Genomic DNA, 23,126 nt, shown 5'->3' with positions numbered 1-23,126 from the left:
TCGCAAGCCCCGGGATCGTCAAAGCTTCGCGATCGAAACCTCGGTCGACTTCACGAGCGCGACCACGTCGGAGCCCACCTTGAGCTGCAGTTCGTCGACCGAGCGCGTGGTGATGACCGAGGTCACGATGCCCCAGGCGGTTTCGACGTCGACTTCGGAGACGACGTCGCCGCGGATGATCTCGCGGACCTTGCCCTTAAACTGGTTGCGGACGTTGATGGCTTGGATGGACATGGTGTTTCTTTCTCTTTGGGGTTGAAGGAAGGGTTCGGGCAGGAGAAACAAGGGCAAGGCGGTCACCCGGCGGCAGCCAGCGCCTGGTCGAGGTCGGCAACGAGGTCGTCGATGTGCTCGATGCCGACCGACAGGCGCACGGTGTCTTCCGTGACGCCGGCCCGCGCCAGCTCTTCTGGCGAGAGTTGCCGGTGCGTGGTGGAGGCCGGGTGCGTGGCGAGCGAGCGCACGTCGCCGATGTTCACGAGCCGCGTGAAGAGCTTGAGCGCATCGAGGAACTTCGCCCCGCCCTCGCGGCCGGCGCCGATGCCGAAGGTCAGCACGCCGCTGGAGCGGCCGCCGAAGTACTTCTTCGCCAATGCATGGTCGGGGTGGTCTTCGAGCGCCGCGTAGTTGACCCAGTTGACGGCCTTGTGCGTCTTCAGGTGCTGGGCCACCGAAAGCGCATTGCTGCTGATGCGGTCCATGCGCAGCGCCAGCGTCTCGATGCCCTGCAGGATCAGGAAGGCGTTGAACGGCGAGATGGCCGCGCCGGTGTTGCGCAGCGGCACCACGCGCGCACGGCCGATGTAGGCGGCCGGGCCCAGCGCCTCGGTGTAGACCACGCCGTGGTAGCTCACGTCGGGCTCGTTCAGGCGCCGGAAGCGCTGCTTGTGCTCGGCCCACGGGAACTTGCCCGAATCGACGATGGCGCCGCCGATGCTGGTGCCGTGGCCGCCCAGGTACTTGGTGAGCGAGTGCACCACGATGTCGGCGCCATGCTCGATGGGCCGGCTCAGGTACGGCGAAGGCACGGTGTTGTCCACGATCAGCGGCACACCGTGGCGGTGCGCGATCTCGGCGATGGCCGCGATGTCGGTCACGTTGCCGGCCGGGTTGCCGAGCGATTCGACGAACACGGCCTTGGTCCTCTCGTCGAACAGCTTCTCGAAGCTCGCTGGATCGCGGTGGTCCGCGAAGCGCGTGGTGATGCCGAACTGCGGCAGCGTGTGCGCGAACAGGTTGTAGGTGCCGCCGTAGAGCGCGGTGCTGCTGACGATGTTGTCGCCGGCCTCGGCGATGGTCTGGATCGCATAGGTCACGGCCGCCTGGCCCGAGGCCAGCGCGAGCGCCGCGATGCCGCCTTCGAGCGCCGCCACGCGCTGCTCGAGCACGTCCTGCGTCGGGTTGTTGATGCGGGTGTAGATGTTGCCGGGCACCTTCAGGTCGAACAGGTCGGCGCCGTGCTGCGCGCTGTCGAAGGCATAGGCCACCGTCTGATAGATGGGCGGCGCCACGGCGCGCGTGGTCGGCTCGGGCGAATAGCCGGCGTGCACCGACAGGGTTTCGAATTTCCAGTTCTGCGACATGCGACTGCCTTTTTCGTTGTGATTGGATGAACGATGGATTCAGATCGCCCAGCGCAGCGTGTGCGCGGAAGGCTGCAGCCAGCTGGCGTCCGTGGCGGCGGATTCGGCCTCGCCGGGCTTTTGCAGCACGCGGTCGAGAATGCGTTTCTCGATGGCCGCGAACGCCGGGTCGCCCTGCGAGCGCGGCCTGGCAAGCGCAATGTTCTCGTCGAGCGCGATGCGCCCGTCCTCAATCAGGATCACGCGGTCCGCGAGCGCCACGGCCTCCTGCACGTCATGCGTCACCAAGAGCGCGGTGAAGCGGTGGCGCTGCCACAGGTTCTCGATGAGGCGATGCATCTCGATGCGCGTGAGCGCGTCCAGCGCGCCCAGCGGCTCGTCGAGCAACAGCAGGCGCGGGTGATGCACCAGCGCCCGTGCGAGCGCCACCCGCTGGCGCTGGCCGCCCGACAGCCGCGCCGGCCATTCGTTCTCGCGGTCGGCCAGGCCCACCTGCGCGAGCACCTCCTTGCCCCGTGCCTTGGCTTCGTCGGGCAGGCCGAGCGTCACGTTGTCGAGCACCCGGCGCCAGGGCAGGAGGCGCGCTTCCTGGAACATGATCCGGGTGTCGTCGTGCAGGCCGTCGATGGCCTTGCCGTCCGTGAAGAGCCCGCCGGCGCTGGCCTTCTCGAGCCCGGCAACCAGCCGCAGCAGCGTGCTCTTGCCGCAGCCGCTGCGCCCGACGATGGCGATGAACTGCCCCGGCTCGATGGCGAGTTGCGTGTTGCGCAGCACCTCGCGCTCGCCATAGCGCTTGTGCAGGCCGCGCGCCTCCAGGCGAACGCCGCCCGAGATGGCCAGCGGCCGTGTGTCTTTCAGAACGGCATTCATGATGATTTGAGGCCCGGTTGGAAGAGCGCCACGTCGAGCGCGTTGATCTTTCTCGGCAGCAGCTTTTCCGCAAAGAAGGCATCGGCGATGCGCTGCTGTTCGACCAGCGCCTCGGCCACCACCGGGCGCACCGCGTAGCTGCGGCGGGCGTTGGCCTGCTCGATCGTTGCCGCGTCCAGGCCCCAGACGGGCGACAGCAGCGCCGCGGCATCCTTCGGGTTCTGCTTGACCCATCGGCCGGTTTTCTCGAGCTCGGCATAGACCACGCGCAGCACGTCCGGGCGCGCCTTCGAGAACTTGGTGCTGGCGAGGTAGTAGCGCTGGTATGAGGCGATGCCCGTGCCATCGGCCAGCACGCGCACCCTGGCCTGGCGCTGCGCAGCCGCCAGGAATGGATCCCACACGACCCAGGCGTCGATGGCGCCGCGCTCGAAGGCGGCACGGCCGTCGGCCGGTGTCAGGTAGGCAGGATCGATGTCCCTGAAGGACAGGCCGGCCTTCTCCAGCGCCGCGATCAGCAGGTAGTGCGCGCCGGCCGCCTTGGCGAAGCCGACCTTCTTTCCCTTGAGATCGGCCACCGACCTGAGCGGCGAGTCCTCGCGCACGAGAATGGCCTGTGCTGCGGGCGAAGGCGCTTCCTGCGCGACAAAGGTCAGGTCGGCGCCGGCAGCCTGCGCGAACACCGGCACGGTGTCGGCCACGTCGGCACTGATGTCCAGGTTGTCGAGGTTCAGGGCCTCGAGCAGCGGCAGCCCGCTGGTGAACTCGTGCCAGCTCAGCGTGGCGTTGAGCGGGGCAAGCTGCTTCTCGAGCGTGCCCTGCACCTTCAGCAGGGCGATCAGCGTCGAGGACTTCTGGTAGCCGAGCCGCACGGTGACGGGCCGCGCGGCCCCGCCCTGCGCGAACACGGCACCGGCGCCCAGTGCGCCCAGCATGGCGATGGCCGCGCGTCGCGAAATGATGTTCTTCATGCGCCCGGCCCTCACTTCGCCGTCTTTTTCTGATAGCCGGGATGCCAGCGCAGCCACCATTGCTCCAGCCCGCGCGCGAACAGGTCGGCCAGCTTGCCGAGCAGCGCATACAGCAGGATGCCCACCAGCACGATGTCGGTCTGCAGGAATTCGCGGGCGTTCATCGTGAGGTAGCCGATGCCGGCCTGCGCCGAGATGGTTTCGGCCACGATCAGGATCACCCACATCAGCCCCAGCGAAAAGCGCAGGCCCACCAGGATCGACGACAGCGCGCCGGGCAGGATCACCTCGCGGTACAGCTGCCAGCGCGAGAGGCCGTAGGTGCGCCCCATCTCGATCAGCTGCGGATCGACGTTGCGGATGCCGTGGAAGGTGTTGAGGTAGATCGGGAAGAACACCGACACCGAGATCAGGAACAGCTTGGCCGACTCGTCGATGCCGAACCACAGGATCACGAGCGGAATGAGTGCCAGCGCGGGAATGTTGCGCACCATCTGGATGGTCGAGTCGAGCAGCGTCTCGAAGAACTTCACCGAGCCCGTCAAGAGGCCCAGCACCAGCCCCGTTCCGCCGCCGATGGCGAGGCCCGCGAGCGCACGGCCCGCACTCACCTTGACGTGCGTCCAGAGCTCGCCCGATACGGCCAGCGCCCAGGCAGCCTTGACCACGTCCACCGGCGCCGGCAGCACCCGCGTGGAGAGCCAGCCCAGCGACGAAGCGATCTGCCAGAAGACGATCAGTCCCACCGGCACCAGCCACGGCACCAGCCGAACCACCACGCTGGCGCCGAAGGCCTTGAGCGCGCCGCCGGCGTTTTCTTCCGAAGAAGGCGCAACCGCCGGCAGTTCCTGTACTTGTTCCGTCATGAAGTTCCTCAGCTTTGGGAAACGAGGCGCGAAGGCGCATCGAGATTGGCGACCACTTCGCCGAACGGCCCGCTCAGCGATCCGCCCGCGAGCCGTGCCTGTGCCTTGCGCGAGAGCAGCGGGAACACCAGCTCGGCGAAGCGGTAGGCCTCTTCAAGATGCGGGTAGCCCGAGAGAATGAATTTGTCCAGGCCCAGCGCCGCGTATTCCTCGATGCGCGCCGCCACCGTCTGCGGGTCGCCCACCAGCGCGGTGCCCGCGCCGCCGCGCACCAGGCCGACGCCGGCCCAGAGGTTGGGAGAAATCTCGAGCTCGGCGCGCGAGCGCCTCGCGCCGCCTGAATGCAGCGCGGCCATGCGGCGCTGGCCTTCGGAATCCATGCGCGCGAAGGCGGCCTGGGCGCGGATCACGGTCTCGTCGTCGACGCGGCTGATCAGTTCCTCGGCGGCCTTCCATGCGGCGTCGTCGGTCTCGCGCACGATCACGTGCAGCCGGATGCCGAACTCCACCGTGCGGCCCTTGCGCGCGGCGCGGTTGCGCACGTCGGCAATCTTCCTGGCCACCTCGGCGGGCGGCTCACCCCAGGTGAGATAGGCATCGACCTGCTCGGCCGCAAGCTCGTGCGCGGCAGCCGACGAGCCGCCGAACCACACCGGCGGATAGGGTTCCTGCACCGGCGGATAGAGCAGCTTCGCACCCTTCACGCTCAGGTGCCGGCCTTCGTAGTCGAAGGCCTGGCCGCCATGGCTGCGCGCGAGGATCTCGCGCCAGATGCGGATGAACTCGGCCGATTGCTCGTAGCGCGCCGCATGGTCGAGATACACGCCGTCGCCTTCGAGTTCGGCCTGGTCGCCGCCGGTGACCAGGTTCACCAGCAGGCGGCCGCCCGACAGGCGATCGAAGGTCGCGGCCATGCGTGCGGCCAGGCTGGGCTGGTGCAGGCCGGGCCGCACCGCCACCAGGAACTTGAGCTTCTTCGTCGCGCCGATCAGGCTCGAGGCAATCACCCACGGGTCTTCGCACGAGCGGCCGGTGGGAATCAGCACGCCTTCGTAGCCGAGGTTGTCGGCCGCGCCCGCGATCTGCTGCAGGTAGGCCAGGTCGATGGGCCGCGCGCCTTCGCTGGTGCCGAGATAGCGGCTGTCGCCATGGGTGGGGAGAAACCAGAATATCTGCATGTCGTCTTTCGGTGGTGCTGCGTCAAATGGCGAAGAAGACGCCGCGCACGCGGGGCAGCGCGCAGCGCGAGCGCGGCAATGCAGTCCGCAGGCGCCGCGGCTCCGCAATGCCCCAGGCGCGCGTGGTCGTGGCGAGCACGCGGGCGGCGCGATGGCGCAAGGCTTCCTGCATCACGCGATGCCCGCCGCAGCGGCCTCGAGCACGCTGATCCTTCGGGGGATCAGCTTCAGGTCGAAAAAGGTGTCGGCGATCTTCTGCTGCTCGGCGAGCACAGCCTTGCTGATGGGACTGGTGCCATAGGCCGCGCGCGCCACCGTCAGTTCGGCCACCGGCTTCGGCAGGCCCCACAGGGCAGCGAACTCGGCGGCAAGATCGTTCCTGTGGGCGGTGCCCCAGACGTCGACCTTGTTGATCTCCTCGATCGCGATGGCCAGCACGTCGGCGTTCTTTGCGGCGTAGCCGAGCGACGAGAAGTAGTAGCCGCGGTTGCCCACCACACCGGTCGCGTCGGCCAGGACGCGGGCCTCGAGCGATTTTTCGGCGGCGGCAAGGAACGGGTCCCAGATCACCCATGCATCGACCGAACCCTTCTCGAAGGCCGCGCGCGCATCGGCCGGCGGCAGGAAGACGAGGTTCAGGTCGCTGTAGGCAAGGCCATGCTTCTCGAACAGCTTGACGATGAAGTAGTGGACGTTCGAGCCCTTGTTGAGCGCAACCTTCTTTCCCTTCAGCTCGGCCACGGTCCGGATGGCCGAGCCCCTGGGCACCAGCACCGCTTCCGACTGGGGCCGCGGCAGCGTGGTGGCCACGTAGGCCAGCGGCGCGCCCGCGGCCTGCGCGAAGATCGGCGGCGCCTCGCCCACGTCGCCGAAGTCGATGGAGCCGACGTTCAGTGCCTCGAGTTGCACTGGGCCGGCGGTGAACTCGGTCCACTTCACGGCCACGCCGAGCGGGGCCAGGCGCTTCTCGAGCGTGCCGCGGCCCTTGAGGATGCTCAGCGCGCCCTTCTGGTGGCCGATGCGCAACTGGCGCGCCGGCGCCTGGGCCAGCGCGGCGAAGGAAGGCACTGCGATGGCGGCGGCGGCACCCTGCAGCAGGCGGCGGCGCGGGAGGGAGAGGAAAGTCATGGGCTGTCCTTTTCGAATGCGGGTGGAGGCGGCCTCAGGCCGAGATGAAGCCGACGATGAGCGCGATGGCGGTCACCACGATCGTGCTGATGGCCAGGTCCCGCAGCGCCTTCCAGATGGAGCGCGGCTGCGTGTCGAGCGCGGAGTCTTCGGTGGCAACGGGGTTCATGGGTGGATTCCTTGTGCAAGAACTTCAGGCAAAGCTGCGCCCTCGCCGCGCAGCGGCGACTTGAAAAAACGGGAACAGGAAATGGGGCTGGCCGGACTCGGGTTCGATCAGGAACCCGTTCTAGACGCTACATCGCACCCTGGAGAAAGGCACGGGCTCGAAGCCATGCGTGGCCGGCAGCTTCAGTCCTTCGGTAGTGAGCACCTCGACGGCTTCGTTGAGCCGCTCAGCCAGGTCGGCATGCACCTGGTAGGCGTTCTCGGGCGTCAGCGTGATCTGCGAATCGGTCGCATAGACACCCGGCAGGATATGGCGCGCCGAGAGCGCATGCAGCACCGGCCGCAATGCGTAGTCGAGCGCGAGCATGTGGTGCGGGCTGCCGCCGGTGGCCAGCGGCAGCACGGTCTTGCCCTTGAGCGCGTTCTGCGCCAGCAGATCGAGAAAAACCTTCAGCACGCCGCTGTAGGCGGCCTTGTAGACCGGCGTCGCCACCACGACTACGCGCGCATGCGCCACCTGCGCAATCGCACGCTCGATGGCCGGATGGTTCCAGTCGGCCAGGAGCAGCGCCTGAGCCGGCAGTTCGCGGATCGCGAGCCGCTCGACACGCGCGCCGCGCCCGGCCAGCCGTTCGCCCACGGCCTCGAGCAAGGCGGTGGAACGAGAAGGTGCGGAGGGACTGCCGGCAATCAGGAGAACGGACACAAGAGGCTTTCGGTTTTTCTTCGGGAGTGCGCTTCGAGGGAGCGAGGCGAATTACTTCTGCTTGGCGGTGTAGATCTGGTCGAACGAAGCGCCGTCGGCAAAGTGCTCCTTGTCGGCCTTGGCCCAGCCGCCGAAGGCCTGGTCGATGGTCACCAGCGTGAGCTTGGGAAACTGCTTGTCGTATTTGGCCTTGGCCTTCTCCGAGGTCGGGCGGTAGAAGTTGCGGCCCGCAATGTCCTGGCCTTCGTCCGAATACAGGTACTTGAGGTATTCCTCGGCCACCGCACGGGTGCCCTTCTTGTCGACCACCTTGTCGACCACTGCCACGGTGGGCTCGGCCAGGATCGAAATCGACGGCACCACGATCTCGAACTTCTCGGCGCCGAATTCCTTCTGCGCCAGGAAGGCCTCGTTCTCCCAGGCCAGCAGTACGTCGCCCACGCCGCGCTGCACGAAGGTGATGGTCGAACCGCGCGCGCCGGTGTCGAGCACGGGCACGTTCCTGAACAGGCTGCCGATGTATTCCTTGGCCTTGGCGTCGCTGCCGTACTTGCGCTTGGCGAATTCCCAGGCGGCCAGGTAGTTCCAGCGCGCGCCGCCGGAGGTCTTGGGGTTGGGCGTGATCACCTGCACACCGGGCTTGACCAGGTCGTCCCAGTCCTTCAGGCCCTTGGGGTTGCCCTTCTTCACCAGGAACACGATGGTCGAGGTGTAGGGCGCCGAGTTCTGCGGCAGGCGCTTCTGCCAGTCGGCCTTGACGAGCCCGCCGTGCGTGGCGAGCGCGTCGATGTCGCCGCCCAGCGCCAGCGTGGCGACGTCGGCATCGATGCCGTCGATGATCGAGCGGGCCTGCTTGCCCGAGCCGCCGTGCGACTGCTTGATGGTCACGTCCTGCCCGGTCTTGCCCTTCCAGTATTTGGCGAACGCGCGGTTGTAGTCGACATAGAGTTCGCGCGTCGGGTCGTACGACACGTTGAGCAGCGTCACGGGCGCCGCGCCCTGCTGCGCGAACGACGGCAATGCCGTCAGGGCCATGGCACCGGCCACGCCGGCACCCAGGGAAAGCTTGATAAAGTCGCGGCGAAGGCTCATGGTGTCTTGCTCAAAAAGGCATATCAATGAAGCTGCGTATTCTCAATACGACATATGGAAACTGGAACGACCGAGTTCTCAGTTCTAAATAGCCAAATCAACTAAGCAACCGCTTTCCCCACCAGAGGCAATCAAAATGGCACGCATGGTTCAGTGCATCAAGCTCGGCAAAGAGGCCGAAGGGCTCGACTTCCCGCCCTATCCCGGGGAGCTGGGCAAGCGCCTGTGGGAAAACGTCAGCAAGGAAGCCTGGGCCGCCTGGCTCAAGCAGCAGACCATGCTGGTCAACGAGAACCGGCTGAATCTGGCCGATCTGCGCGCCCGCCAGTACCTGGCCCGGCAGATGGAAAAGCACTTCTTCGGCGAAGGCGCGGACGTCGCGCAGGGCTACGTCCCCCCCTCGAACTGAGTCCGCCTTGGCCGCCGAGCCCGTCGCCTGGCGCGCCGACGGCGTGCCGCACAGCGAGCGCTTCGGCGACATCTACCACACCGAAACCGGGGCACTGGCGCAGTCGCGCCACGTATTCCTGGGCGGCTGTGGCCTGCCCGCCGCCTGGTCCGGACTCCCTCAATGGCGGATTCTCGAAACCGGATTCGGGCTGGGGCTCAATTTCCTGACAAGCTGGCAAGCCTGGCGCGCCGACGCAAACCGGCCGCGGATGCTGCACTTCGTCTCCATCGAGGCCCACCCGGTCGGGCCCGAAGACCTGCTGCGCGCCGCCGGAGCCTATCCGGAGCTGATGCCGCTGGCCGAGCAATTGGCCGCGCAGTGGCACGGACTGCTGCCGGGCTTTCACCGGCTGGCCTTCGACGCCGGCCGCGTACTGCTCACGCTGTGCATCGGCGACGTGCAGGCGATGCTGCGCGCGCAGCGCTTCGAGGCCGACAGCATCTTCCTCGACGGCTTCAGCCCGCAGCAGAACCCCGCGATGTGGTCGCCCGACACGCTGAAGGCGGTGTCGCGCTTTGCGCGCCAGGGCACCGGCCTGGCCACCTGGACCTATGCACGTGCGGTGCGCGATGCGCTCTCCCAGAACGGCTTCCAGCTCGAAAGGCGGCCGGGCCTGCCGCCCAAGCGCGACTGCCTGGGCGGCGTGTTCGCGCCGGCCTGGACGGTTCGCCGCCGCGGCCCCGCACCCGGGCACGTCGAATCGCCGGGCCGCTGCGCCGTGATCGGTGCCGGGCTGGCCGGCGCGGCGGTGGCCGCCAGCCTGTCGCGGCGCGGATGGCAGGTCACGGTGCTCGACGCGGCGGGCCACCCCGCCGCCGGTGCCTCCGGGCTGCCGGCCGGCGTGATGGCACCGCATGTCTCGCCCGACGATGCCCTGCTGTCGCGGCTCACGCGTGCCGGCATCCGCGCGACCTGGCATGAACTGGAACGGCTGCTGGAGGAAGGCCGCGACTGGCGCGCCAGCGGCGTGCTGGAGCGCCGGCCCGAGGGCGGCACGCGCGTGCCCGCCGGCTGGAGCGACAGCGGCCCCAACGAGTCGTGGCCCGCGAGCGCCGCCCAATTGGCACAGGCCCGCTTGCCGGCCGATGCGCCGGCCCTCTGGCATGCGCGCGCGAGCTGGGTGCGGCCGCATCGGCTGATCACGGCCTGGCTGCGCGGGCCGGGCATCGAGTTCCGCGGCAACGCACGGGTGGCGCGCATGGCGCACGGCGGCGGCGCATGGCAGCTGTTCGATGCGGCGGACCAGCTGCTGGCCGAGGCGGAACGCGTGGTGGTCGCCGCGGGCTTCGAATCCGGCCGCTTCGCGCCAGGGCTTCCGCTGCAGCCCGTGCGCGGCCAGGTCATGTGGGGCGCCATGGCTGCGGATGAGGGGCTGCCCGCGACCCCCATCAATGGCGATGGCCACCTGATCGCGCATGTACCCACCGACAACGGTGCCCAACTCTGGCTGGCGGGCGCCACCTTCGACCGCGACAGCACCAAGCTCGAGGCGAGCAGCGCCGATGCCGCCGCCAACCGCGAGCGCCTGGAGCGGCTGCACCCCGCCGCGGCCGCCGCGCTGGCCGCGAGCCTCGACCGCGGCGAGGCCCGCGCCTGGGTCGGCGTGCGCTGCGCATCGGGCGACCGCCGGCCACTGATCGGCCCGCTCGATGCCGATGGCGCGTCCGATGCACCCGCTCCCTGGGCCTGCACCGCGCTGGGCTCGCGCGGCCTGAGCTTCGCGGCCCTGTGCGCCGAGCTGCTGGCCGCGCAATGGCATGGCGAGCCGCTGCCGCTGCCGGCCAATCTGGCCAAGGCGCTCGCGACCGATCGAACGCAAGCGTAGGCGCTGCCGCGCCAAGGCCCCAGAATGCAGCGCATGGCCATCCAATACGACATCATCCACACCACCGTCTACCGCTACAGGAAGCCGGTCACCTTCGGCCTGCACCGGGTGATGTTCCGTCCGCGCGACAGCCACGACCTGCGCGTGCTCGCCACCGACCTGCAGGTGAGCCCCGAGTCGTTCACGCGGCTGATCCAGGACCCGCATTCGAACTCGGTCGCGCTGGTGCAGCCCATGGGCGAGGCCACGGAGCTGCGCATCGTGTGCTCCTTCACCATCGAGCACGTGCCGGCGCAGCAGGACCAGCTCGCGCTCGATCCGGCCGCCGAGTTCCTGCCCTTCGCCTATTCGGTGCAGGAGCGCCTCGACCTCGAGCACTACCTGCGCCCGCACCACGACGACGATGCCAACGGCACGCTGATCCGCTGGGCCCACCAGTTCCTGCACATCGACCAGCCCAACAGCACGCGCGAAGTGCTCGCGCGCATGAACGCGCACATCGGCCAGAGCCTCGAATACAAGGCACGCGACGAGGAAGGCACGCAGACGCCGCTGCAGACGCTGGCGCTCGGCAGCGGCAGCTGCCGCGACTACGCGCTGCTGATGATGGAGGCCGCGCGGCGCCTGGGCATTGCCACGCGCTTCGTCTCGGGCTACCTGTACGACGCCGCGCTCGACCGCGCGGCCCAGGCGCCCGGCGAATCGATGACCGGCGCCGGCACCACGCACGCCTGGCTGCAGGCCTACCTGCCGGGCATCGGCTGGCTCGCCTTCGATCCCACCAACAACCTCATGGGCAGCGGCCAGCTGATCCGCGTCGGGGTCACGCGCGACCCGGCGCAGGCCGCGCCGATCTCGGGCAGCTGGTATGGCGATGCCGAGGCCTATGACGGCCTCGAAGCCACGGTGGTGGTGACGCGCCGCAAGGGCTGACACGCCGCGCGCGGTGTCGCGCAGGAGATAGCAGCTACGGGAAAGCCCGGGCCGGTGCGCCCGGCAACGCCCCTACGCTGCGCCGCCGGTCCAGCGAAATAGCACGGTCGTTCTCTACGGCCGCGCAAGGCTGTGCTGCGCCGGGCTTCTTCCCAACAACACAAGAACAGAGAGAGACATCCCATGCATTCCGCGCGCCTGACATTTCTTGCCCTTGCAGCCAGCCTTGCCGTCGCATCCTGCGGCGGGGGCGGCGGCGGCAACGGCTTCGCCTTCACCCCACTGCCGCCGGCGCCGGCACCCGCGCCGCCGGCGCCGCCTCCTCCACCTGCGCCACCCCCGCCGCCCGAAGAAACGCGGCTGCAGGACAGCCGCAACTCCTTCGCCCCCGCCGACCCCGCGGCCACCACCTTCGCGGCGCTGGCTCCCGATGCAGGCGACACCGTCGACAACACCACCACCAGCCGCTGGGCCGGCATGCTCGGCGGCGCGCAGTACCACGTCGAGGTGCCCGCCAACTGGAACGGCAAGCTCGTGATGTACGCGCACGGCTACGCCGGGGAAAGCAACGTGCTGCAGGTGAACAACCCCTCCATCCGGCGCCACCTGATCCAGAACGGCTACGCTTGGGCCGCCTCGAGCTACAGCAAGAATTTCTACGACGTGCGCGCGGGCGTGGAAGACACCAACGCGCTGGCCCTGCAGTTCAATGCCATCGCCAAGGCCAACGGCCGCGAGCTCGCGGCGCCCTCGAGGATCTACATCACGGGCCATTCGATGGGCGGCCACATCACGGCGGCGGCCATCGAGGACGAGGCCTTCGCCACTGCCAACCACAAGCTGAAGTACCACGGCGCGGTGCCGATGTGCGGCGTGATGGGCGACACCGAGCTGTTCGACTACTTCGCGGGCGCGCAGGTCGCCGCGCAGGCGCTCGCGGGGCTGCCGAAGTACCCGACCGTCAACTGGCTGGACATCCGGGCGCAGGTCACGGGCACGCTGTACACCGCCTTCCCGGGCACGCCCACGGCCACCGGCCTGAAGTTCGGCTCGGTGGTGAAGAACCTCACGGGCGGCGAGCGGCCGATGTTCGACCTCGGCTTCACGCAGGGCGGCTCGTTCGCGGCGGTATGGGGAGTGTTCGGCAGCGACGGCACGGTCAACGGCATCCTGAACCGGAGCACGCTCGACACCAACCGCTTCACCTACACCATCGACGGCGATGTGCCGGGGACCACGGCGCTGAATGCCTCGGTGCTCAAGCTCAGCGCGGCGGCCGACGCCAACCGCCTGCGCACCGATGGCCTGCGCTGGATTCCCAAGGCCAACGGCGAGTTCAGGATCCCGGTGGTCACGCTGCACACGCTGGGCGACCTGTACGTGCCCTTCAGCATGGAGCAGATCTACCACCAGCGCGTGGCGGCCAAGGGCAACGGCGGCTGGCTGGTGCAGCGCGCCGTGCGCGGCATCTCGCATTGCGACTTCACGATCGCCGAACAGGTCGAGGCCTTCGATGCCATGGTCAAGTGGGAGCGCGACGGCGTGAAGCCGGCGGGCGACGACGTGGTCACCGCCGCCACGGTGGCGGACCCGGCCTATGGCTGCACGTTCACGCGCCCGCTCGGCACGGTGGACGAAAGCAGCACCAGCAAGGCCACGCGTCCGGGCGCGGCCGCCGCACGCCCCTGCCCGCCCTGAGCGATGTGATCGGCAGCCGAACATTGACGTGGGCTGGAATCAGCGGCAATGTCGCTCCCATCGGCCTGGCATCCAGCCTTCTTCAAGGACAGCCCATGAGATTCCCCGCACTCACCGCCGGCATGCTCGCCGCCGCGGCGCTGGCCTGGCATGCCGCGCCTTCGTTCGCAGAGCCGGCCCGGCGCGTGCCGGCACCCGCGATCGACCTGCCGGCCTCGCCCACCATGAAGTACGACACTGCCGTGTTCGCCGGCGGCTGCTTCTGGGGCGTGCAAGGCGTGTTCCAGCGCGTCAAGGGCGTGAACAACGCCGTGTCGGGCTATGCCGGCGGCGACGCGAAGACGGCGCGCTATGAGCACGTGGGCTCGGGCCGCACCGGCCACGCCGAAGCGGTGCGCATCACCTACGACCCGCGGCAGATCAGCTACGGCAAGCTGCTGCAGATCTATTTCTCGGTGGCGCACGACCCGACCCAGCTGAACCGGCAAGGACCGGACACAGGGCCTCAATACCGCTCCACCGTGTTTGCCGAGAACGCCGAACAGGCCCACATCGCGAAGGCATACATCGTGCAGCTGAACCAGGCCAGGACCTTCGGCAAGCCGCTGGCGACCACCATCGAGATGGGGAAGCCGTTCTATGCGGCCGAGGCCTATCACCAGGACTTCCTCACACGCCATCCAGGCAACGAATACATCGTGTTCAACGATCTGCCGAAGATCGAAGGCCTCAAGAAGCTGTTTCCCGAGAGCTATCGGCCGACGCCCGTGCTGGTGAATGCGGCAAAGGGCGGCTGAAGCTCAGCCTGGCGTCGGCGCATCCGCCCGCGCATCGTAGGCGCCGCGGCGCGCAGCCTGGTTGCAGCGGGCGCGGTGCACCAGCGCCTGCTGCGCCACGGCAACGTTGGCGGCATCGCCCTTCCAGGCGTCGAGCGCCGGCTGCTGGACCGCGCGCGAATAGGAAAACGCCAGCGCCCACGGCAGGCGCGAGCCGGATCTCGCATTCATGGCGTTCAACCGGGCCGATGCAAGCTGTGCCGACTGGCCGCCCGACAAAAAAGCGATGCCCGGCACGGCCGCGGGCACGGTGCGCAGCAGGCAGGTCACCGTAGCGTCGGCGACTTCTTCCACGCTCTCCTGCTTCGGGCTGTCCTGCCCCGGCAGCACCATGTTGGGCTTCAGCAGCATGCCTTCGAGCAGCACGCCCTGCAGGCGCAGCTGGGCGAACACCGCGTGCAGCGTCTCTTCGGTGATTTCCGCGCAGCGCGCGAGGGAATGGTCGCCTTCCATCAGCACTTCAGGCTCGACGATGGGAACGAGTCCGGCCTCCTGGCACAGGGCCGCATAGCGGGCCAGCGCATGGGCGTTGACCTCGATGCATGCGCGGCTGGGCAGGCCGAGGCCGGGCGTGATGACGCCGCGCCATTTGGCGAAGCGAGCCCCCATGCCGGCATATTCGGCCAGCCGTTCGCGCAGGCCGTCCAGGCCTTCGGTGACCGTCTCGCCGGGATGGCCCGCCAGCGGCTTCGCGCCAGTGTCGACCTTGATGCCGGGAACGATGCCCGCGCCGCTGAGCACCGAGACGAAGGATGCGCCCGTGCTGGTTCGCTGGCGGATGGTTTCATCGAAGAGAATCGCGCCGCTGATGCAGGCGCCGAGGCCCGGCGCGGTGACGATCAGCTCGCGCCAGTCGCGCCGCGCGTCCTCGGTCTGGGGAATGCCCAGTTTCACGAAGCGCTTGTGGCAGGTGGCGTTGCTCTCGTCCATCGCGAGCAAGCCCTTGTCGCCGGCGACCAGCGCCCGGGCGGTGTCGACCAATGCCTGTGCAGTCATGATGCTGAGACCCTCGCTTGCTTGGCAAAAGATCGTACGCCTCCACCCGCGCCGAGGCTAGATCACGTTCTTCTCGACCAGCGGCCGGTTCTCGAGAATACGGGCGAACGACACCGGCGACAGGTCGAGGCTGCGGTACTCGCCATAACGGATGAGTTCCGCCACGCCGCGCCCGGCAGCCGGGCATTGCTGGAGCCCGTGCCCGGAGAAGCCGTTGGCGAAAAACAGGTTGTCGCAGTCCGGATGCAGGCCGAGGATCGCGTTGTGATCGAACAGGTTCATCTCGTAGTAGCCGGCCCATGCGCCGGTCATGCGGATGGCTTCGAAGGCCGGTACGCGGCGCGCCAGTGCGGGCCAGATGAAATCGTCGAAGACGCGGTAGTCGACTTCGAGCGGCGCGTCGTCGCGGTCGCGGTCCTGGGGCGGCGCAAAGCCGCAGATGAAGCGCCGGCCTTCGGGGCGCAGCCAGATGCCCGAAGTGTCGATCACCAGCGGGCAGCCCGGCAGGGTCTCGGGGCACGAAAAGCTGAACACCATGCGGCGGCGCGCGCGCACCGGCAGATCGATGCCGGCCCAGCCCGCCACCCTGGCAGCCCAGGCGCCGGCGGCGTTGACCACCACGTCGGCCTCCAGCAGGTTGCCGATGTCCAGTTCCACGCCCGCCACCGCGCGGCCGCTGCGCTTCAATCCCGTGGCCTGCAACTGCACATAGCGCGCGCCCTGCGAAATGGCTTTCTTGCGAAAGGCCTGCAACAGGCTGTAGCCGTCGTACCAGCCCTCGCCCGAAAGGCCCAGCGAGGCCAGGGCAATGCCCTCGGTCGAGATCCACGGGAAGCGCGCCTGCAGCGCGTCGGGCGCCAGCAGGACCACGTCGACGCCGTGCGCCTTCTGCACCGAGTGGTTCTCGCGCAGTACGTCGAGGCCCTCCGGCGGCGCCAGGTACAGGTAGCCCGGCTCGACCAGCCCGATGTCGGGCACGTTGTCGCCGACGCGCAGGTTTTCGCCCAGGTGGCGGAAGAAGTCGATGCCGTAGAGCGACATCTCGATGTTGATGGCGCTCGAAAACTGCTGCCTGATCGAACTGGCCGACAAGGCCGACGAAGCCTGCGTGTACGAAAAATCGCGCTCGACCACGGTGACGTCGAACGGTTCCTCCTGCGGATCCCGGTTGAGAAAATAGGCGATGGCGGAGCCGATGGCACCGCCGCCGATGATCACCACACGACGCATGAAATTCCTTTCTTGCTGTTCGCCGACAGGTCCAATCCGCGCAAGCCGCCGCAAAAAACCGCGAGCCCGGCACGCAGAATAGCAACGATGAGAAAAGACATTCCCAACCTGGGTGCCTTGCAGGCCTTCGAGGCCTCGGCGCGCCTGGGGAGCTTCACCCGCGCGGCGGCCGAACTCGCGCTGACGCAAAGCGCCGTCGGGCGGCAGGTGGCCACGCTGGAGCAGCGGCTGGGCGTGGCGCTGTTCTCGCGCGTGCGGCGGCGCCTCACGCTCACCGACACCGGGCGCGAGTACGCGGCGCGCATCCGCCGCCACCTCGACCAGATCCGGCGCGACACGCAGGAGATCAGCGCCGGCCACGACATGGGCTTCGTGCTCGAAGTGGCCGTGGTGCCCACCTTCGCCACGCAATGGCTGATCCCGCGGCTGCCCGATTTCAGCCGGCGGCATCCCAACATCACCGTCAACCTCTCGGCGCGCTCGCAGCCCTTCTCGTTCCAGGAAAACGCCTACGACGCGGCCATCTATTTCGGCGACCAGTTCTGGCCCGGCACCCAGGGCGGGCTGATCTTTTCCGAGGGCCAGATGGTGCCGGTCTGCAGCCCCGCCTTCCGCGACGCCAACGGGCCGTGGGACGAATCGGCCTTCGAGCGCTGCCGACACGTGCACCTGGGCACCCGCGCCCATGCCTGGCGCGACTGGTATGCGCAGCAGGGCTGGGACTACACGGTGCACGCCTCGCGCGGCCCGCGCTATGAGCTCTTCACCATGGTGACCGCCGCCGCGGCCGCCGGCATGGGCGTGGGCCTCGCGCCGCGCATCCTGATCGAGCGCGAGCTGCGCACCGGCGAGCTCGTGATCCCGATCGACCGGCACCTGGAAGTGCGCCAGGGCTACTACTTCGCCTATCCCGAGGGCCGGCCGGCTTCCGGGGCGCTGGAGCACTTCGAGCGCTGGGTGCTCGGACTCGCGCCGTCCTAGACCGGGTTGGGATTGCGCTCCAGGAAACCCTGCTGGTGCCAGTACGGATAGGCGCGCGTCGTGGCGCTGGCCGCATCGAGCTCGGCGACCTGCGCGGGCGTGAGCTTCCAGCCCTCGGCGCCCAGGTTCTGGCGAAGCTGCGCCTCGTCGCGCGCGCCGATGACCACGCTCGACACGGTCGGCCGCTGCAGCAACCAGTTGAGCGCCACCTGCGGCACGGTCTTGCCGACTTCGGCCCCGACCTTCTCGAGCGCATCGACCACGCGAAAAAGCAGCTCGTCGGGCACCGGCGGCCCCATGTCGGCCGTCACGTGCAGGCGGCTGGTGGCCGGCAGCGGCTGGCCGCGGCGGATCTTGCCGGTGAGCCGGCCCCACCCCAGCGGGCTCCAGACCACCGCGCCCACGCCCTGGTCCTGCGCGAGCGGCATCAGTTCCCATTCGTAGTCGCGCCCGACCAGCGAGTAGTAGGCCTGGTGCGCCACGTAGCGCGCGTAGCCGTGGCGTTCGGCCACCGCCAGCGACTTCATCAGGTGCCAGCCCGAGAAGTTCGACACGCCCACATAGCGCAGCTTGCCCGCGCGCACCAGGTCGTCGAGCGTGGACAGCGTCTCCTCCACCGGCGTGCTCGCGTCGAAGCCATGCAGCTGGAACAAGTCGATGTAGTCGGTGCCCAGCCGCCTGAGCGCGCCATCGACCGCGCGCACCAGGTGGTGGCGTGACGACCCCACCTCGTTCGGCCCCTCGCCGCTGCGAAAGGTGGCCTTGGTCGAGATGAGGATCTGGTCGCGCGGGCGGCCCTTGATCGCCTCGCCGAGCACCGACTCGGCCGCGCCGGCCGAATAGATGTCCGCGCTGTCGAACATGTTGACGCCCGCCTCCAGGCAGATGTCGATCAGCTTGCGCGCCTCGGCCACGTCGGTCTGGCCCCAGGCGCTGAAAAGCTCGCCCTTGCCGCCGAAAGTGCCGGTGCCGAAACTCAATGCGGGGACCTTGAGGCCTGATTTTCCGAGGTGACGGTATTCCAAGGTGCTGCTCCTTCGCAATTGCAGATTCAGGAAGAAAGCCGAAAGGTTGACCGGCTTGTCGGCGGCCATTGTTGGATCAAGCGATGAACCCATCCGGGCGAATGGGCTTTGCAGCATTGGCCAGGAGTAGTTGACAAAGCCTTCACAGAAACCCCTTCGGTGGCCTGTAGCATGTGCCGCGAGGTGGTGATCTGTGTGGCATCTGATCTCGCAAGAAACGCCTCTCAAGAGAATCGACAACTAATAAATTTTCAGGAGGAACCGCATGCTTGTCGAAATTGACGCAAACGGAATGATTAATCACGCGCGAGTCAGAAATGCTCGCAGCCCCGAAATCGAACGAGGCAGGCGGACCAGTGCAATCACGGGCATCGTCGTGCATCAAACCGACGCCGATACCTCGGCGTCTTCACTGAACAGCTACAAGCGCCCGAAGGCGAACGGCGCACACTTTCTCATCGATACGGATGGGACGATCTATCAGACCGCGGCGATCTATCAGCGCACGAATCACGTGGGGCCGCTGAAGGCGAGATGTCTGGCACGTTATCCGAGCAACATGGAGGCCATCGGGATAGAGATGGTTGGCAGGGCAACGCTGCCGGTAGGATTCAAGCCACCAGGTGAAACAGCAAAGTGGCCGCTCGAAAAACAACGAGGTGAATTCGGCATATTCGGTACCCCGACTGCAGCTCAAAATCTATCTCTCGTGGCTTGTCAAGGCGCTCGAAGATTCCATGCAGATTCCTTCGAGTGAAATCTTTCGTCATCCCGTAGTCAGCAGAAAGAATCCAACGGAAGCCCAGGGTGCGAACTGGAATCCGCCCGTACCAACGCCATGAGCAAAACCCACATTCGCGTGACCGTGGCGGCGCTGATCCTGGCCGCGATCGCATCTCCGGCGCAGGCAGCCGACAGGCGCTATTCCCTTGCATATGTGGAGAAAGTGGAGATTACAGAACCTTCAGGCCAAACTGCCTGGGAAAACAAGGATGTCCTGGACTGCGACGACGTCGTGTTGACAGAAGAGGATGTCCGCCATGCCTTGCAGCACATGCGCAGAGTTCCGTGGAAGGCCTACAACCCCGCAAACACCGACACCACAGGGTGTAAAGGGAGCGCGCTCGTTACCTTCCAGAACGGGAAGGTCCTCGCCATGGGCGTTGAACCCACAGGGCGGATCAACACCCAAGAGTACGACGCGAAGATGAAGCTCGCGGCCAGTCCACCGGGCTTCTACGATTGCGCTCCTTGCGGTGAGCGCAAGATGGCACTCTTGAAGGACGCGCAGTATCGAGCGCACGAGCGAGCACTGAGGAAACTGGCGGCTGAAGGGAAGTTTCCGCCTGACGAGGTGGAGCGCCGGCTGAAGTGGTTCCGGGCCAGCCGCGAAAAGCCCTGACGCGCCAACCACGGCCAAACCTCCCAAACCCGCCTCGGCGGGTTTTCTTTTGGCCGCAGGAGCACCATAAGATTCCGCGAACCAACGGAATCCCTCCGCATGAACATTGCCCTTGAACGCCCCGGCCAACCCGACGTCATCGAGCTCATCAATGACCTCGATGCATACCAGAAGCCGCTGTACCCGCCCGAGAGCCACTACGGCATCGACATTGCGGCGCTGTCGGCGGCGCACGTGCTCTTTGCGGTCGCGCGCGACGAGGCGGGCACGGCCATCGGCTGCGGCGCCCTCGTCATGAACCCCGGCTATGGCGAACTCAAGCGCATGTACGTGCGGCCGCAGAACCGCGGCCAAGGCGTTGCCGCGAAGGTGCTGGGCTATCTCGAAGCCGAAGCGGCGGCGCGCGGATGCGCCGTGTTCCGGCTGGAGACGGGCGTGCGCCAGCCCGAGGCGCTCGCGTTCTATGCGCGTGCGGGGTATGCGCGGCGCGAGCGCTTCGGCGACTATCCCGACGATCCGCTGAGCGTGTTCATGCAGAAGGAGAAGGCGGCGCCGTAACCTTACCCGCGTCGCGCCTCGCAGCCGGCGAACCCCTCGAGCCCGGCCAGCTCATCCAGGATGGGACATTCCGGGCAACCGTCGCCGTCGCAGCAGTGGGCCAGGCGCTCCAGCAATCGCTGCATGTGCGCGAGCTCCTCGATCCGCTGGGCCAGATCGTCGGCCCGTTCGAGCGCGATGCGCTTCACATCGAAGCTCGCGCGATGCCCGTCGCGCCACAGCGCGTGCAACTCGGCGACTTCCGGTGTTTCGAATCCCAGCGCGTGCGCCCTTCGCGCGAAGCGCAGTGTGGACACGGCGCGTTTGTCATAGCGGCGGCCGTCCTCTTCGTTGCGCGCCATGCCGTCGAGCAGCCCGAGCGACTCGCAGTCGCGCAGCAATTGCGCGGACGCGCCGGACCGGGCAACAACCTCGGCAACAGACAAGCGCGCCCCAACAGCCAGTGCCATGGGGTGTTCCATGGAGTTCTCCTTCGAAAGCCAAAGAACGGAGTCTTGGCCTTCACACCGTGGGAGAGTCAAGAAGCCGCACGGCGGGCCTCAAAGGCGACATCAGGGTAATCCCTTGGTTTTGCCTCAAAGCCGCTCGTTCCTGGCCCGCTACTTGCAATATCGTCCGAAAATGACAGAAAATTTTCTTAACTGACATATATTTGTAAATTCATTTTCATTGCGCGCACCCTTCGAGGTGCATCGCCCGCCCCATGAGCACCAACGTCGACACCAATGGCACCACCGTGGCCCAGCGCATTGCGCAGGCGCTGCCGCGGCTGACGCGTTCGCACCGCCAGGTGGCCGACTTCGTGCTGGAGCACCCGTTGCAGGTGGCCACGCTGCCCATCGACGAACTGGCGGCCGCGGTGGGCGTGTCGGTGGCCACGGCCAACCGCTTTGCGCGGGCGCTGGACTTCGACGGCTACGCCACCTTCCGTGCCGAACTCGTGCGCGGCTTCGAATCGCTGGTGGCGCCGGTGGAGCGCCTGCGCGGCAACCTCGAGCACCCGACCACGGTGGCCGAGGTGTTCGCCACCGCGCTCGACGAGAGCCGCCGCAACATCGAAGCCACGCGCCAGTCGCTGGACTACGCCGCCTGCGAAGCCGCAGTGCAGCGCATCCTGAAGGCGCGCTCGATCTACATCGGTGGCTTTGGCGCCAGCGCCTGGCTCGCCGGGCTGCTGCAACACGGGCTGGACGGCAGCTGCAGCGACGTGCGGATGCTGTCGAGCGTCAGCGGCGTCACGCATGCGGCGCGCACGCTGATGCATGCCGGCCCGCAGGACCTGTTCATCGGCCTGACCTTTCCGCGCTATCTCACCGACACGGTGGCGCTGGCTCAGATCGCCAAGGGCCAGGGCTGCGCCGTGCTGGCGCTGACCGACCGCCCGAGTTCGCCGCTGGCGCCGCTGGCCGACGTGGCGCTCTATTGCCAGACCGAGACCAGCTACCGGCCGAACTGCGAAACCAGCGTGCTGGCATTGATCGAGGCGCTGACCAGCGCGGTGGCGCTGCGTGCGCCGCGCGCGGTGCAGTCCGCGAGCCGCATCCTGCAGGCGGTGCGGCCCTGGCTGCACGGCGCGCAGGGCCTGCCGCGGGCGGAAGTCTCCTCGGCACTGCCCGTCGGCGCGTTACCGGCCGGCGTTCGCCAGAAAAAGAAGAAAGCTTCCCGATGAAGAACATCACACCCGTCATCGCCATCCACGGCGGTGCCGGCACCATCAGCGCCGCCACGACCAGTGCGACGCAGGCGCAGGCCTACCACGACGCGTTGCAGGGCATCGTGCAGGCTGCACAGGCACAGCTGCTCAAGGGCGCATCCGCGCTCGACGCCACCTGCCTCGCGGTCGAACTGCTCGAAGAGTGCCCGCTCTTCAACGCGGGCCACGGCGCGGTCTTCACGCACGAGGAAACCCATGAGCTCGATGCCGCCGTGATGGACGGCGCCACGCTCGCCGCCGGCGCCATTGCCGGCGTCTGCCACATCCGCCGCCCGGTGCGCGCCGCGCGTGCCGTGCTGGAGGACGGCGCCCACGTGCTGCTGGCCGGCGCGGGCGCCGAAGCCTTCGCGCGCGAGCACGGCCTCGAAATGGTCGAGCCCTTCTTCTTCTCCACCGAGGCGCGCCGCCAGCAGCTCTACCGCGTGCGCGACACCGGCCGCGTGGTGACCGACCACGAAGGCGCGGCCATGACGCCGCCGCTCGACGAAGACAAGAAGTTCGGCACCGTCGGTGCGGTCGCGCTCGACATGCACGGCCACCTCGCCGCCGCCACCTCGACCGGCGGCATGACCAACAAGCGCGTCGGCCGCATCGGCGATTCGCCACTGATCGGCGCCGGCACCTATGCCGACGACCGCACCGCTGCCGTCTCGTGCACCGGCAGCGGCGAAATGTTCATCCGCGTCGCTGCCGCCTACGACATTTGTGCGCGCATGGCCTATGGCGGCGCCACACTCGAAGCCGCCACGCACGCCGTGGTGCACCAGTCGCTGCCCGCCATCGGCGGCACCGGCGGGCTGATCGCCATCGACCGCCACGGCAACCTGAGCCTCGCCTTCAACACCGAAGGCATGTACCGCGGCCACGCGCGCGGCGACGAAGCACCCCGCACCGCCATCTTCGCCTGACACGCAC

General features: G+C 67.8%; 25 protein-coding genes and 1 pseudogene. 11 read left to right on the top strand and 15 right to left on the bottom strand.

Going from position 1 to position 23,126, the window contains the following annotated elements; translation table 11 throughout:
- Nucleotides 1-18: 18 nt before the first annotated feature.
- From FB547_RS15920 to FB547_RS15880, 11 genes are all read right to left on the bottom strand, one after another.
- On the bottom strand, nt 19-234 hold the full coding sequence (locus FB547_RS15920) for a molybdopterin-binding protein (RefSeq protein WP_007829250.1): 216 nt from the start codon (nt 232-234) through the stop codon (nt 19-21).
- A 62-nt stretch (nt 235-296) separates the two neighbouring features.
- On the bottom strand, nt 297-1,583 hold the full coding sequence (locus tag FB547_RS15915) for an O-acetylhomoserine aminocarboxypropyltransferase/cysteine synthase family protein (protein ID WP_145743757.1): 1,287 nt from the start codon (nt 1,581-1,583) through the stop codon (nt 297-299).
- A 39-nt stretch (nt 1,584-1,622) separates the two neighbouring features.
- On the bottom strand, nt 1,623-2,453 hold the full coding sequence (locus FB547_RS15910) for an ATP-binding cassette domain-containing protein (RefSeq protein WP_145743755.1): 831 nt from the start codon (nt 2,451-2,453) through the stop codon (nt 1,623-1,625).
- Nucleotides 2,450-3,424 (bottom strand): aliphatic sulfonate ABC transporter substrate-binding protein, encoded by a 975-nt coding sequence (locus FB547_RS15905; RefSeq protein WP_145743753.1) that lies wholly within the window; start codon nt 3,422-3,424, stop codon nt 2,450-2,452. Before FB547_RS15905 ends, FB547_RS15910 begins: the two co-directional genes overlap by 4 nt.
- 11 nt (nt 3,425-3,435) lie before the next feature.
- Nucleotides 3,436-4,290: an aliphatic sulfonate ABC transporter permease SsuC gene (ssuC, locus tag FB547_RS15900; protein ID WP_145743751.1), complete on the bottom strand. Its 855-nt coding sequence runs from the start codon at nt 4,288-4,290 to the stop codon at nt 3,436-3,438.
- Between the two features lie 8 nt (nt 4,291-4,298).
- Nucleotides 4,299-5,468, bottom strand: a complete 1,170-nt coding sequence (gene ssuD / locus FB547_RS15895; protein ID WP_145743749.1) for an FMNH2-dependent alkanesulfonate monooxygenase — start codon at nt 5,466-5,468, stop codon at nt 4,299-4,301.
- A gap of 22 nt (nt 5,469-5,490) precedes the next feature.
- Nucleotides 5,491-5,640, bottom strand: a complete 150-nt coding sequence (locus tag FB547_RS33330) for a hypothetical protein (protein ID WP_186454174.1) — start codon at nt 5,638-5,640, stop codon at nt 5,491-5,493.
- Nucleotides 5,640-6,596, bottom strand: a complete 957-nt coding sequence (locus FB547_RS15890) for a sulfonate ABC transporter substrate-binding protein (RefSeq protein WP_145743747.1) — start codon at nt 6,594-6,596, stop codon at nt 5,640-5,642. The genes FB547_RS33330 and FB547_RS15890 overlap by 1 nt, the downstream gene beginning before the upstream one ends.
- Before the next feature lie 34 nt (nt 6,597-6,630).
- Nucleotides 6,631-6,765 carry a hypothetical protein gene (locus tag FB547_RS33605; RefSeq protein WP_261380295.1) on the bottom strand — a complete coding sequence of 45 codons (135 nt, stop codon included), beginning with the start codon at nt 6,763-6,765 and terminating at the stop codon, nt 6,631-6,633.
- 120 nt (nt 6,766-6,885) lie between these two features.
- Entirely contained in the window at nt 6,886-7,470 is a 585-nt protein-coding gene (ssuE, locus tag FB547_RS15885) for an NADPH-dependent FMN reductase (RefSeq protein ID WP_145743745.1), read from the bottom strand.
- 51 nt (nt 7,471-7,521) lie between these two features.
- Complete coding sequence (locus tag FB547_RS15880) at nt 7,522-8,562, bottom strand: sulfate ABC transporter substrate-binding protein (RefSeq protein ID WP_145743743.1); 1,041 nt, start codon at nt 8,560-8,562, stop codon at nt 7,522-7,524.
- 136 nt (nt 8,563-8,698) lie between these two features.
- Here FB547_RS15880 and FB547_RS15875 point away from each other — a divergent pair, with 136 nt between their 5' ends.
- The 5 genes from FB547_RS15875 (at nt 8,699) to msrA (ending at nt 14,266) form a co-directional block, all read left to right on the top strand.
- Nucleotides 8,699-8,971: an oxidative damage protection protein gene (locus tag FB547_RS15875; protein WP_012748083.1), complete on the top strand. Its 273-nt coding sequence runs from the start codon at nt 8,699-8,701 to the stop codon at nt 8,969-8,971.
- A gap of 7 nt (nt 8,972-8,978) precedes the next feature.
- Nucleotides 8,979-10,838: an FAD-dependent 5-carboxymethylaminomethyl-2-thiouridine(34) oxidoreductase MnmC gene (mnmC, locus tag FB547_RS15870; protein ID WP_145743741.1), complete on the top strand. Its 1,860-nt coding sequence runs from the start codon at nt 8,979-8,981 to the stop codon at nt 10,836-10,838.
- Between the two features lie 33 nt (nt 10,839-10,871).
- Nucleotides 10,872-11,771, top strand: a complete 900-nt coding sequence (locus FB547_RS15865) for a transglutaminase family protein (protein WP_225612985.1) — start codon at nt 10,872-10,874, stop codon at nt 11,769-11,771.
- A gap of 183 nt (nt 11,772-11,954) precedes the next feature.
- The gene (locus tag FB547_RS15860) at nt 11,955-13,469 is read left to right on the top strand and encodes an alpha/beta hydrolase family protein (RefSeq protein WP_145743737.1); all 1,515 of its coding nucleotides are present in this window, start codon (nt 11,955-11,957) and stop codon (nt 13,467-13,469) included.
- Between the two features lie 95 nt (nt 13,470-13,564).
- Complete coding sequence (msrA, locus tag FB547_RS15855; RefSeq protein WP_145743735.1) at nt 13,565-14,266, top strand: peptide-methionine (S)-S-oxide reductase MsrA; 702 nt, start codon at nt 13,565-13,567, stop codon at nt 14,264-14,266.
- Between the two features lie 3 nt (nt 14,267-14,269).
- Here the strand turns inward: msrA and FB547_RS15850 are convergent, their stop codons facing one another.
- Nucleotides 14,270-15,301, bottom strand: coding sequence for a class I fructose-bisphosphate aldolase (locus FB547_RS15850; protein ID WP_145743733.1), 1,032 nt, complete (start codon nt 15,299-15,301; stop codon nt 14,270-14,272).
- Nucleotides 15,302-15,358: 57 nt separating this feature from the next.
- On the bottom strand, nt 15,359-16,531 hold the full coding sequence (locus FB547_RS15845; protein ID WP_145743731.1) for an NAD(P)/FAD-dependent oxidoreductase: 1,173 nt from the start codon (nt 16,529-16,531) through the stop codon (nt 15,359-15,361).
- Nucleotides 16,532-16,618: 87 nt separating this feature from the next.
- Here FB547_RS15845 and FB547_RS15840 point away from each other — a divergent pair, with 87 nt between their 5' ends.
- A complete protein-coding gene (locus FB547_RS15840) occupies nt 16,619-17,512 on the top strand; it encodes a LysR substrate-binding domain-containing protein (protein ID WP_012748096.1) in 894 nt (297 codons plus the stop codon).
- Here the strand turns inward: FB547_RS15840 and FB547_RS15835 are convergent.
- Complete coding sequence (locus tag FB547_RS15835; protein ID WP_145743729.1) at nt 17,509-18,537, bottom strand: aldo/keto reductase; 1,029 nt, start codon at nt 18,535-18,537, stop codon at nt 17,509-17,511. The genes FB547_RS15840 and FB547_RS15835 overlap by 4 nt on opposite strands.
- Before the next feature lie 265 nt (nt 18,538-18,802).
- Between FB547_RS15835 and FB547_RS15830 the strand changes: the two are divergent.
- The 3 genes and pseudogenes from FB547_RS15830 (at nt 18,803) to FB547_RS15820 (ending at nt 20,497) form a co-directional block, all read left to right on the top strand.
- Nucleotides 18,803-19,379: pseudogene (locus tag FB547_RS15830) on the top strand (N-acetylmuramoyl-L-alanine amidase).
- Nucleotides 19,376-19,939, top strand: coding sequence for a hypothetical protein (locus FB547_RS15825; protein ID WP_145743727.1), 564 nt, complete (start codon nt 19,376-19,378; stop codon nt 19,937-19,939). Before FB547_RS15830 ends, FB547_RS15825 begins: the two are co-directional and overlap by 4 nt.
- A 99-nt stretch (nt 19,940-20,038) precedes the next feature.
- Nucleotides 20,039-20,497 carry a GNAT family N-acetyltransferase gene (locus FB547_RS15820; protein ID WP_145743725.1) on the top strand — a complete coding sequence of 153 codons (459 nt, stop codon included), beginning with the start codon at nt 20,039-20,041 and terminating at the stop codon, nt 20,495-20,497.
- Between the two features lie 2 nt (nt 20,498-20,499).
- Here FB547_RS15820 and FB547_RS15815 read toward each other — a convergent pair whose 3' ends face one another.
- Nucleotides 20,500-20,958, bottom strand: coding sequence for a MerR family DNA-binding protein (locus tag FB547_RS15815; protein WP_145743723.1), 459 nt, complete (start codon nt 20,956-20,958; stop codon nt 20,500-20,502).
- Nucleotides 20,959-21,200: 242 nt separating this feature from the next.
- On the opposite strand from FB547_RS15815, the gene FB547_RS15810 reads away from it, so the two are divergent.
- Both FB547_RS15810 and FB547_RS15805 read left to right on the top strand, forming a co-directional pair.
- Nucleotides 21,201-22,166: a MurR/RpiR family transcriptional regulator gene (locus FB547_RS15810; RefSeq protein ID WP_145743721.1), complete on the top strand. Its 966-nt coding sequence runs from the start codon at nt 21,201-21,203 to the stop codon at nt 22,164-22,166.
- Complete coding sequence (locus FB547_RS15805; RefSeq protein ID WP_145743719.1) at nt 22,163-23,119, top strand: isoaspartyl peptidase/L-asparaginase family protein; 957 nt, start codon at nt 22,163-22,165, stop codon at nt 23,117-23,119. Before FB547_RS15810 ends, FB547_RS15805 begins: the two co-directional genes overlap by 4 nt.
- Nucleotides 23,120-23,126: the final 7 nt, after the last annotated feature.

Origin of the sequence: Variovorax beijingensis, assembly GCF_007828835.1 — a bacterium.
GTDB lineage: Bacteria > Pseudomonadota > Gammaproteobacteria > Burkholderiales > Burkholderiaceae_C > Variovorax > Variovorax beijingensis_A.
The sequence above is the reverse complement of the archived record's forward strand: the minus strand, read 5'-3'. Positions and strand labels throughout refer to the sequence as shown.

Coding starts and splice junctions, on each gene's coding strand:
- FB547_RS15920 (WP_007829250.1), bottom strand. CDS start 234: ATGTCCATCCAAGCCATCAACGTCCGCAACCAGTTTAAGGGCAAGGTC.
- FB547_RS15915 (WP_145743757.1), bottom strand. CDS start 1,583: ATGTCGCAGAACTGGAAATTCGAAACCCTGTCGGTGCACGCCGGCTAT.
- FB547_RS15910 (WP_145743755.1), bottom strand. CDS start 2,453: ATGAATGCCGTTCTGAAAGACACACGGCCGCTGGCCATCTCGGGCGGC.
- FB547_RS15905 (WP_145743753.1), bottom strand. CDS start 3,424: ATGAAGAACATCATTTCGCGACGCGCGGCCATCGCCATGCTGGGCGCA.
- ssuC (WP_145743751.1), bottom strand. CDS start 4,290: ATGACGGAACAAGTACAGGAACTGCCGGCGGTTGCGCCTTCTTCGGAA.
- ssuD (WP_145743749.1), bottom strand. CDS start 5,468: ATGCAGATATTCTGGTTTCTCCCCACCCATGGCGACAGCCGCTATCTC.
- FB547_RS33330 (WP_186454174.1), bottom strand. CDS start 5,640: ATGCAGGAAGCCTTGCGCCATCGCGCCGCCCGCGTGCTCGCCACGACC.
- FB547_RS15890 (WP_145743747.1), bottom strand. CDS start 6,596: ATGACTTTCCTCTCCCTCCCGCGCCGCCGCCTGCTGCAGGGTGCCGCC.
- FB547_RS33605 (WP_261380295.1), bottom strand. CDS start 6,765: ATGAACCCCGTTGCCACCGAAGACTCCGCGCTCGACACGCAGCCGCGC.
- FB547_RS15880 (WP_145743743.1), bottom strand. CDS start 8,562: ATGAGCCTTCGCCGCGACTTTATCAAGCTTTCCCTGGGTGCCGGCGTG.
- FB547_RS15875 (WP_012748083.1), top strand. CDS start 8,699: ATGGCACGCATGGTTCAGTGCATCAAGCTCGGCAAAGAGGCCGAAGGG.
- FB547_RS15865 (WP_225612985.1), top strand. CDS start 10,872: ATGGCCATCCAATACGACATCATCCACACCACCGTCTACCGCTACAGG.
- FB547_RS15860 (WP_145743737.1), top strand. CDS start 11,955: ATGCATTCCGCGCGCCTGACATTTCTTGCCCTTGCAGCCAGCCTTGCC.
- msrA (WP_145743735.1), top strand. CDS start 13,565: ATGAGATTCCCCGCACTCACCGCCGGCATGCTCGCCGCCGCGGCGCTG.
- FB547_RS15850 (WP_145743733.1), bottom strand. CDS start 15,301: ATGACTGCACAGGCATTGGTCGACACCGCCCGGGCGCTGGTCGCCGGC.
- FB547_RS15845 (WP_145743731.1), bottom strand. CDS start 16,531: ATGCGTCGTGTGGTGATCATCGGCGGCGGTGCCATCGGCTCCGCCATC.
- FB547_RS15840 (WP_012748096.1), top strand. CDS start 16,619: ATGAGAAAAGACATTCCCAACCTGGGTGCCTTGCAGGCCTTCGAGGCC.
- FB547_RS15825 (WP_145743727.1), top strand. CDS start 19,376: ATGAGCAAAACCCACATTCGCGTGACCGTGGCGGCGCTGATCCTGGCC.
- FB547_RS15820 (WP_145743725.1), top strand. CDS start 20,039: ATGAACATTGCCCTTGAACGCCCCGGCCAACCCGACGTCATCGAGCTC.
- FB547_RS15815 (WP_145743723.1), bottom strand. CDS start 20,958: ATGGAACACCCCATGGCACTGGCTGTTGGGGCGCGCTTGTCTGTTGCC.
- FB547_RS15810 (WP_145743721.1), top strand. CDS start 21,201: ATGAGCACCAACGTCGACACCAATGGCACCACCGTGGCCCAGCGCATT.
- FB547_RS15805 (WP_145743719.1), top strand. CDS start 22,163: ATGAAGAACATCACACCCGTCATCGCCATCCACGGCGGTGCCGGCACC.